Annotated in this window: 12 protein-coding genes; 2 read left to right on the top strand and 10 right to left on the bottom strand. The window is 39.5% G+C overall.

All coding sequences use genetic code 11. The features are described from left to right. Window positions 1-137 precede the first annotated feature (137 nt). The 8 genes from RM541_RS17170 to ruvC form a co-directional block, all read right to left on the bottom strand. Window positions 138-1916 (bottom strand): MutS-related protein, encoded by a 1779-nt coding sequence (locus RM541_RS17170; protein WP_311501362.1) that lies wholly within the window; start codon window positions 1914-1916, stop codon window positions 138-140. Further along, a complete protein-coding gene (locus RM541_RS17165; protein ID WP_311501361.1) occupies window positions 1913-2275 on the bottom strand; it encodes an MmcQ/YjbR family DNA-binding protein in 363 nt (120 codons plus the stop codon). The genes RM541_RS17170 and RM541_RS17165 overlap by 4 nt, the downstream gene beginning before the upstream one ends. A 23-nt stretch (window positions 2276-2298) precedes the next feature. Beyond that, the gene (locus tag RM541_RS17160; RefSeq protein WP_311501360.1) at window positions 2299-2916 is read right to left on the bottom strand and encodes a DUF4230 domain-containing protein; all 618 of its coding nucleotides are present in this window, start codon (window positions 2914-2916) and stop codon (window positions 2299-2301) included. Between the two features lie 2 nt (window positions 2917-2918). Further along, window positions 2919-3269, bottom strand: a complete 351-nt coding sequence (locus tag RM541_RS17155) for a DUF4260 domain-containing protein (RefSeq protein WP_311501359.1) — start codon at window positions 3267-3269, stop codon at window positions 2919-2921. Continuing rightward, a complete protein-coding gene (locus RM541_RS17150; RefSeq protein ID WP_311501358.1) occupies window positions 3270-4019 on the bottom strand; it encodes a cyclase family protein in 750 nt (249 codons plus the stop codon). Between the two features lie 203 nt (window positions 4020-4222). After that, window positions 4223-5329 carry a radical SAM family heme chaperone HemW gene (hemW, locus tag RM541_RS17145; protein WP_311501363.1) on the bottom strand — a complete coding sequence of 369 codons (1107 nt, stop codon included), beginning with the start codon at window positions 5327-5329 and terminating at the stop codon, window positions 4223-4225. A gap of 51 nt (window positions 5330-5380) precedes the next feature. Continuing rightward, window positions 5381-5746, bottom strand: coding sequence for a four helix bundle protein (locus RM541_RS17140; RefSeq protein ID WP_311501357.1), 366 nt, complete (start codon window positions 5744-5746; stop codon window positions 5381-5383). A 37-nt stretch (window positions 5747-5783) separates the two neighbouring features. Beyond that, window positions 5784-6335, bottom strand: coding sequence for a crossover junction endodeoxyribonuclease RuvC (gene ruvC / locus RM541_RS17135; RefSeq protein WP_311501356.1), 552 nt, complete (start codon window positions 6333-6335; stop codon window positions 5784-5786). A 114-nt stretch (window positions 6336-6449) separates the two neighbouring features. Between ruvC and RM541_RS17130 the strand changes: the two genes are divergently transcribed. Beyond that, on the top strand, window positions 6450-7583 hold the full coding sequence (locus RM541_RS17130; RefSeq protein ID WP_311501355.1) for a glycosyltransferase family 2 protein: 1134 nt from the start codon (window positions 6450-6452) through the stop codon (window positions 7581-7583). Between the two features lie 107 nt (window positions 7584-7690). Here RM541_RS17130 and RM541_RS17125 read toward each other — a convergent pair whose 3' ends face one another. Both RM541_RS17125 and RM541_RS17120 read right to left on the bottom strand, forming a co-directional pair. Then, a complete protein-coding gene (locus RM541_RS17125) occupies window positions 7691-8101 on the bottom strand; it encodes a helix-turn-helix domain-containing protein (protein ID WP_311501354.1) in 411 nt (136 codons plus the stop codon). A 20-nt stretch (window positions 8102-8121) separates the two neighbouring features. Next, window positions 8122-8304, bottom strand: coding sequence for a type II toxin-antitoxin system HicA family toxin (locus tag RM541_RS17120; RefSeq protein ID WP_311501353.1), 183 nt, complete (start codon window positions 8302-8304; stop codon window positions 8122-8124). A 245-nt stretch (window positions 8305-8549) separates the two neighbouring features. On the opposite strand from RM541_RS17120, the gene RM541_RS17115 reads away from it, so the two are divergent. Next, on the top strand, window positions 8550-8834 hold the full coding sequence (locus RM541_RS17115; protein ID WP_311501352.1) for a YciI-like protein: 285 nt from the start codon (window positions 8550-8552) through the stop codon (window positions 8832-8834). The last annotated feature ends 61 nt before the right edge of the window (window positions 8835-8895 follow it).

Genomic DNA, 8895 nt, shown 5'->3' with positions numbered 1-8895 from the left:
CCACTTCAATCTAGCCTGGAGTTGTCATTTAAAACTCACAACAGACACAGACACTTCGTCAAGCTCAGTGTGACCACAAAATGTCACATAACGCGGAGTCGAGATGCTAGTGACCCCAAACTCCGAACCATAAACCACTATTCATCCACAATCTCCATCTTCCTAAGCAAAAAAGATGCGTTCATATTCTGGCAAATTCCGTTTTTGAACTGGTAGTCGAAATTGAGTTCGTCGTTAATAATTTCAGCATCAAAATAATGGTTTTTCACCTCTGGTAATTCCGTAGAAATTTCACATAAACTCAGGTCGTGAGTAGCAATAATTCCGGTGGAATGGGATTTTACCAGTTTCCGGACGAATTTTTTACTTCCTGTAGCTTTATCGGTACTGTTTGTGCCCTTCAGAATTTCGTCTAAAATGATAAAATAGCGGTCGGTTTTCACTTTATCCACGATAAACTTCAGTCGTTTTAATTCTGAAAAGAAATACGATTCGTCATCATTCAGTGAGTCACTGGTACGCATACTGGTAATGAGTTTAATTGGCGAATATGTACATGCTTCAGCACAAACCGGAAGCCCGATATTGCTCATCACAATCTGGAGGGAAACAGTACGTAAAAATGTACTCTTTCCCGCCATATTCGCCCCGGTGATGATAAAAAATTCTTCATTATTGATATTGAAATCATTCGCAACCCTCTTTTCCGGATTAAGAAGCGGATGCGCCAGATTTTTAGCTGAAATCCCTGTACTTCCACTGCTAATTTTTGGAAAAACATACTGCGGATGGTTAAAAGCAAAGTTACCCAGCGAATTAAAGGCATCGGTAAATTCTATAATTTCAAACCAGTTTTCAACATTTTGCCGATAATTGTCAATCCAGCGCTCTAACTTATAGGACTGCTGCAAATCCCAGAGTAAAAATCCATTGGCAAAAAAGCCAAACAGCATATTATTTCGTTGATCCAAAGCATCAATTGCCTTTGAAAACTTCCTGAAGATCGCTGAAGCCTTTTCTTTTTCAGAACGGATCATGTTTTGATTCTTTTTCAGGATTTCAGAAGTAAATTCTTCATCTTCTATAAGCCCCAAAAGCCTGTGGTACTGGTGAAATGTATCCTGTACCTTACTCACACTGCCGGAAAGCAAATTTATCCTCTTCAGAAAATATCCGGTAGTGAGGACACCTACTAAAAACCACAGCAGCAGGTGAATTCCTTTAATATAATCTAGAGCATAGGCTAAAATGGCAATTATCGATATGATACTGAAGACGATTGGCAGCCATTTCATGATCGCGGGGACGAAAAAGCGGTAATTTTTAAACCAGTTTAAAACGGTGACAGATGCAGTTTCGGTTTTCACCAACCTGGCCAAAGCAGTAAATTCCTGACGCCATACCGCCTTTTCAGCGAGTTCTTTTACAGCTTCCTGCTTGGTTTCTATACCGTCAATCGCATTTTTCTTAAGTATCGCAGCAAGTTTCCTGGTTCCTTCGTGCAAGGCAGTGCGGTTGAGATATTGAAAAAAACTACCTCTTCCAAAAAGATCGATATCCTGACTATAAGCATGCAAAGGATCGTCATATTCACTTCCTGAAGGCAAATCCTGAAAATTGCGCGTCTTTAGAATATCAATTTCGGTTTCATTAATCCTGATGAGTTCCTTCTGTTTATCGCTCTTTTCTTTAATATCGCTGTGCCTGGAAACCAGAAAAAGAAAGATGACAATCCCGCCGATAATTACCGGAACGATCGCATTTACATTTCCGAAGAAAAAATAAATTCCGTAGCAAATCGCCAGGAAAACCAGCAATCTGATAAGGCTGGAAAACAATAATTTTTTGGAAAGTACAGCTAACTGCTGCTCGTGAATACTTTTTTGATGAGTGTAAAATTCTAAGGTATTTTTCATTCTAAATTCTCCAGTTCTTTTCTTTGTTTTCCGGTTAATCCCGCCACGACGAGATTATAGGAATGATCAGTTAAATCAAAAATTATTTCGGGACGCAATCTGCCGTCTAAGATTAACGAATTCCAGTGCTTTTTATTCATATGATAACCCGGTAATATAGTTTCTTCATGCTCTTCCCGCAGCTCAATCGCCTTTTCGGGATCACATTTTAAATTAATGCGCAACGGAACATCATTTAACGAGGCGAGTGCAAACATCCTGCCCATAACTTTAAAAACAAGACTATCAGGACCAAAAGGCAGCTCTTCGGTCACCGCTTTTTTAGCGAGGCAGTAATTTCTGAAGATTTCGATGTCCATATTGCCAAAATTTTAGGAGAAACCTATGATTTTAGTTTCTTATTTTCTTCGGCTTCTTTTAAAGTAAGTGCCGTATAATCCAGTTTCCAGCCGATGGTTTCCACGATTTTTTCCATAAGCAAAATCGTTCCAAGCGCCTCCTTTTTTGCCTGCTCAAAGAGTCCGCTTTCCGGAATTTTATCTACAATATGCCTCTTTGCATCGCGGTTAATATCGGTTAAATCTGAAGTAGTAAAAGGGTTGGCCCAGCCTTCGCGTTTGTCGTAATACTTAAAATCTGTTTCTACGGTAAGCAGTTCCGGCTGCGGAAAATTGGTAAGAATGATCCTTTTCGATTCGGTATCACTTTCCATGCTAATTTTACTTAAATCGAAACCAATATGCGCCTTGGCATTAATGAGGATTATGGCTTTCTTTTTCCCCAGAAAAAGGCTTACATACCTTTCCTTTAAATTTTCGTAGTGGTAAATTTCAGCAAAATCGCCCTCTACCGTAATAAATTTGCAAACGCTACGGATTTTATCCATTAGCACTACCGATTGTTCGCTGGTCTTTTCCTTTGAACGATTACTGTTGAATCTCGCAAAAATAAAATACGCAACCACCGCACCCACGGCCAGCCCGATAAATAAAAGCTCCATAATTAATCACCAATTTCTCCCAGATGTGTGAATTTAAAGCCTTTTTCGTACTTGAGGCCATAGCCTAAAATACGATCAAAAGCCGAATGTGAAAACAAAATTAATCCTATTAATTGTAAAATCACGTTTTGGAGAGCGAAACCCACGATCCACAGCAAAATCGCCAGGCCTTTATGATGAAAAACATTATAAACAAAAGCTCCGGATTTATTTCCTCCCAGATACCCCAACATTCCGACATCTGGCGCAAAAAATAGTCCGACAAACCACCACCAGGAGAGTCCCAGAAAGCTGAAGGCGTAAATGCCCAGCGCTAGCACTGCCATTTCTTCAAGTTGTAATGTACTTTTCATTTATTGCTGAATTTTATATAAAATCGGCTTCGACGGGGAAGCGTCATTTTCAAACGAAGCGATTTGCAGGTTGAGCAGGTATTCCCCGTCTGTAATATTATTGGAAACATAGATAAATTCAGTAATTGTAGCTTCCAGCCGCGTATTTTTCGGGTAGTTCCAAAAAGCTTTATGCGCCAGCAATTTGCCGCCGTCGCGTTCTTTATCTACAGAAGGCAGGTCAATAAGCAAATGTTGCACTCCGCAATCCCTGATATACCGCGCCGCAGCTTCTTCCAGGTACGGCCAGTTGGTATTGGAGTATTTTCTGCTCCGCTTTTCGATATAATTCGGAAGCGTTCTTATAATTAAAGCTTCAGCTTCATTTTTGGCAATTTTCGACTTTATTTGTTCTTCGGAAATAACCGAGTCCTCTCCCCTTTTCTCTGGTTCTACGGAAATTAATTTGGCGACAAAGAAGAATTTTTTCAGCGTTTGATTAATGCTGAAGAATTCCCGCGAGATATGCCCCACACATTCGGTATGAGTGCCATGCGCATGCGGATTAAACCTGATATTGTTGAAATTAACCGAGGCTCCCTCACTCACCTTCCCAATAAAATCACCATCCTTTACCGGATATATTTCGGGCGCCGAAAGATACCAGGCAACGGGATTTTTACTGTCTCCGCGTAAACCTATAGAAATATCCAGCGGCTTCGACAGGTCGATATTATAGGTTTTAGAGCCATGATCAATTTTTGCCTTCATAAGGCTAAATTAGGAAAAAGTCTGCTCCTTGTTATAAGTTAAGGAGTGAAGGAGTGAAAAGAGTAAAGGAAAGGTTTTTGGTTGTGGATTTTTTCAGTTCGGAGTTCGGAGTATGGGCTCAATGTCCCCCTGAGCGGAGTCAAAGGGTCAGTTAAAGAGAGGAAAGTGGAAAGTTTCTTTTCCTTTTCACTCTTCACTTTTCACTAATCAAGATAAAACAAATCTGAAGCTATCCCGTCACTTAAAAATTTTCCTTTAGAAGAGACATGCAGCACCTGATTCCTATTTTCTAGCAGTTCCTTTTTTAGCAGCACATCGGCGTTTTTAAGAAGATGATCTCTGTAATGTTCACCAAAGATTTCTTCAACTTCAGTAATATCGACTCCAAATTGCGTTCGCAGCCGCGTCATTACATATTCGTTGTATTTATCTGTAATCGTCAGCCCTTCGGTTTCCAAAGGAAGTTTATTTATTTCCAGTGCTTTTATATAAAGCGAATTGTTGCTCACATTCCATTTTCTGAAGTTCCCATCATACGAATGTGCCGAAGGGCCGATTCCCAGGTAAGATTTCCCAAGCCAATATGCGGTATTATTCTGTGAGAAATAACCATCTTTCCCAAAGTTAGAAAATTCATAATGCCGAAAATTGGCATTTTTGAGCATGCTTACCATAATCTCGAAATGAGCCTTTGCAGCCTCGTCGTTTACTGGTTTTATTTTTCCTTTTTCAATAAATTTATGCAGTGCGGTGTTCGGTTCTACCGTAAGCGCGTAGCTGGAAATATGCGGCACACCAAGATCCAGGGCGATTTGCAGATTTTGTTGCCATTTTTCTGCACTCATATTCGGAATTCCGTAAATTAAATCGATAGAAATATTATCAAAATACTTTGTCGCCAGCTGAATACTTTCCAGCGCTTCTTTAGCATTATGTGCGCGGTTCATCAGCTTTAAATCTTCTTCAAAAAATGACTGCACGCCAATACTGAGTCGGTTAATTTTTGAAGCTTTCAGCATCTGAAGTTTTTCTTCAGAAAGATCGTCTGGATTGGCTTCCAGCGTGATTTCAGGATTTTCAGCGACCTGATAATTGGCAAAAATTGTAGTAAATATTTGTCGAAGTTCTTCCGAAGTCAATAAACTCGGCGTTCCACCGCCAAAATAAATCGTCCTGATTTCCTGTTCCGGAAGTTCATTTTTCCGAAGTTCCAGCTCCCGGCAAAGCATATCCACCAACTGATCTTTTTTCTTCATAGAAGTCGAAAAATGAAAATCACAGTAGTGACAGGCCTGCTTGCAAAAAGGGATGTGGATGTAGATACCGCTCATCTTCAATTAACAGTTAACAATAAACAATGATCAATTTTTCTTCATTCTGGTAGACTTCAGAATAGAAAACATAATCCTGGAAAGTTCGTCGGCTAAAGGATGTAACTTATCAAATTCCTCAAGATTTATGTATTCCGCATCTTTTAAAAGGGAAAGCCAATACTTCGTTTCCAGACTTTCCTTATAAGCAATAGAAATTTTAGCTGAAAAATCAGCACTGGAAATTGCTCCGTTAGCTTCAGCAATGTTTGCACCAATTGATGTTCCACTTCTTAACAATTGTTTGGAGAGAATATATTCCCGTTTTTCATTCATCAAGATTTTACAGAGAAAAATTATATCCAAAGCAAAGGAATACGATTTTTGCGCTAGTGGGTTATCCTTTGCCTGACTCATCCTTGATTGTTAATTGTTAATTGTTAACTGATAATTGCTACTTGATTTTTCCCGGATTCTGTTTTACAAACGCCGCCCAGCCGGTGTAGCTTTTTCCGCCCACAACTTTTCCTGAATTGTAAAAATGGCAAACCGCAGCTGCGAGTCCGTCGGTTGAGTCGAGATTTTTTGGTAAAGTTTTCAGATTAAGTAAACCTTGGAGCATTTTGGCAACCTGCTCTTTGCTGGCATTTCCGTTGCCGGTAATCGCCATTTTTATTTTCTTCGGAAGGTATTCTGTGATAGGAATTTGCCTGGAAAGTCCCGCTGCCATCGCCACTCCTTGCGCCCGACCCAGCTTTAGCATAGACTGTACATTTTTCCCGAAGAACGGTGCTTCAATCGCAATTTCATCAGGATGAAAGGTGTCGATAAGTTCTATTGTACGCTCAAAAATCAACTTCAGTTTCACATAAGGATCGTCGTATTTCTGAAGCTGAAGCTCATTCAACTGCAAAAACTGCATTTTTTTATCTTCCACTTTTATGAGTCCGAAACCCATAATTGTCGTTCCCGGATCTATACCTAAAATTATTCTTTCGCTCTTCAAAATTGCCATTTTCGGGGTGAGGCTGTGGGAAATTGTGTATTTTCGAACAGCCTCACAAAGCTAAGGAATTCTGTTTTGTTACTATCAATTTTCAACCAGCATTAAAATTGCCAAATGGTGCTAAGTATCTTCATTTTTATCGCGGTTTGCTACCTGGTTTTGATAATTACGCTTATTTACGGCTGGAAACAGGTTCCTGAGTTTACAACTGAACATTTTGAACCGAAAACTGGCTTTTCCATCATAGTTCCTTTCAGAAATGAAGCTGAAAACCTTCCGGATTTACTAGAATCGCTTTCCAAACTGAAATATCCGGCTTCTCAGTTCGAAATTTTACTGATTAATGATGCTTCTGAAGATATTTCGGTTAAAATTTGTTCAGAATTTCAGCTTGAACATCAAAATCTTAAGGTTAGCATTCTGGACAATGAATTATTGTCCAAATCACCAAAAAAAGACGCGCTAAAGCGAGGTATCGAAAATGGCAATTTTCGGCATATCGTGACCACAGACGCCGATTGTGTTGTGCCGGAATCCTGGCTACAAACCTTTAACGATTTTATCCTGAAAACTGATGCTGATATGGTTTGCGCACCTGTTTGTTTTAGGACTTCCGAAGAAAAAAAGCTGTTTCAAAAGTTTGAAGAGCTGGATTTTATGAGCCTGCAGGCCACCACCGTTGGCGCATTTGGGATGGAGCAGCCTTTTATGTGCAACGGCGCAAATTTGTGCTATAAAAAAGAAGCTTTTTTGGCTGCGGAAGGCTTTTCTGGAAATGACAAAATCGCCAGTGGGGACGATGTTTTTTTGCTTCAGAAATTTCAGAAAAAAGGATTGAAAGTTGAGTTTTTAAAATCCGAAAAAGCCATTGTAGCAACAAAACCTCAGCAAACATTGCCTCAGCTCATTTCGCAGCGGGTACGTTGGGCTGCAAAAGCTCCTGCCTATAAATCTACATTTTCGAAATTTGCCGGACTCAGTGTACTGCTAATGAATGTTTTGCTGATAATCGCTGCTTTTTTGGTGCTTTTTGAACAACTTCCGGAACAACCGATTCTTGTAATTTTTCTGCTAAAATTCAACGCCGACTTTATCCTGATCTTCCTCGCAGCGAAATTTTTTAAAAAAGAACTCCTGATGCGCAATTACTTTTGGTGCAGTATTGTCTATCCTTTCTTTTCCGGATTTGTAGCTTTAAAATCGCTGTTTTCAGGATTTGAGTGGAAAGGGAGAAAGTTTAGGAGTTGAATGTAAAGAAGCTAATGAGGAAAAGAGTTAAAGAGCAAAATACTCTAAAACGCCTCTCCTCTTTCTTCCGTTTTTCCATTCTTCACTCTTTTACTCTTTCACTTTTTTCAGAGAGAAACAGATAACAAATCCTCCCCAAGCTCGTGAATTGCTTTTTCAATTTGTTTGGCGCGTTCTTCAGAAGCATTGGCTTTTCCAGTAGCATACTGTCTCATTAAAGAAGGATTAATTCCTGTTTTTTTGGCAATAGCAGAAATTTTTATGGGTAAAAGTTTGAAAAAGGAAGGAATATCCAAGTTATATTCAAAACCGTCCATTGCTTTTACTTCCTCCAGCCAATCCTCTTCCAGGTCTTCAGACACCTCCAAATAATCTGTAAAGGCTTTTAATAAATTCAGTTTTAATTCTTCCAGAGATTGTCCATAGGCAGAAACTCCACCGGGGATATTTTGTGTACTCCCCCAATACGTTCCATCTTCTGCTTTCTCTACGTAAACCTCTACCGCATTTTTCATCATCAACATATTAATTGGTTACTCTATTTAAGCCCTGCTTGCTTTAAAATTGAATTACACGTTCCTTTCGGGATATCCTTTTTAGGATGTGGTATTGTCACAACTCCTTTTTTGACCGGATGCTTAAAATGATGATGGCTGCCTTTTGTTCTAACTAAGTACCATCCGTCTTTCCTTATAACTTTTATTAAAGCATCCGACTTCATTGTCCAAAATTATAACAAAAGTGTTATGTGGCAAAATTTATTATAAAAAAGAAAGTTTTTAAGAAGGCTTGGTTCCAATTTTTTTAAAATTTGCTTAGCTTCAAGCTATAGGTGTTCTATATCTCTTCCTAAAAGATCTCCCGCAGAGCACACAGATTTCCGCAGACACTGCGTCCTTAAACAACTTTTCACTTCTTACCTACTTCACTCTTTCACCAATATTCCGTAGATTGTCAAAAAAAGCTATGAATTATTATATCCTGAAATATCAACTTGAAGAAAATTACCTGGAAGACCGCGAAAAATATCGTACAGAGCATTTAAACCTGGCTAAGGAAACTGCTCAAACCGGAACGCTTGTTCTGGCCGGAGCAATGGATGATCCCGCAGATGAAGCCTTGCTAATTTTTAAAGCTCCCAATGATGCTGCCGCAAAAACTTTCGCCGAAAAAGATCCATACATCAAAAACGGACTTGTAAAAGAATGGAGTGTGAGAAAGTGGAATGTAGCAGTGGGAGATACGCACTAGCTAATTTCCACCCCGTCCTTCGGACACCCCTCCGGCGGAGGGGAATAATTGTCAATTACCA

Source organism: Autumnicola psychrophila, assembly GCF_031846645.1.
Classification (GTDB): domain Bacteria; phylum Bacteroidota; class Bacteroidia; order Flavobacteriales; family Flavobacteriaceae; genus Autumnicola; species Autumnicola psychrophila.
The sequence above is the reverse complement of the archived record's forward strand: the minus strand, read 5'-3'. Positions and strand labels throughout refer to the sequence as shown.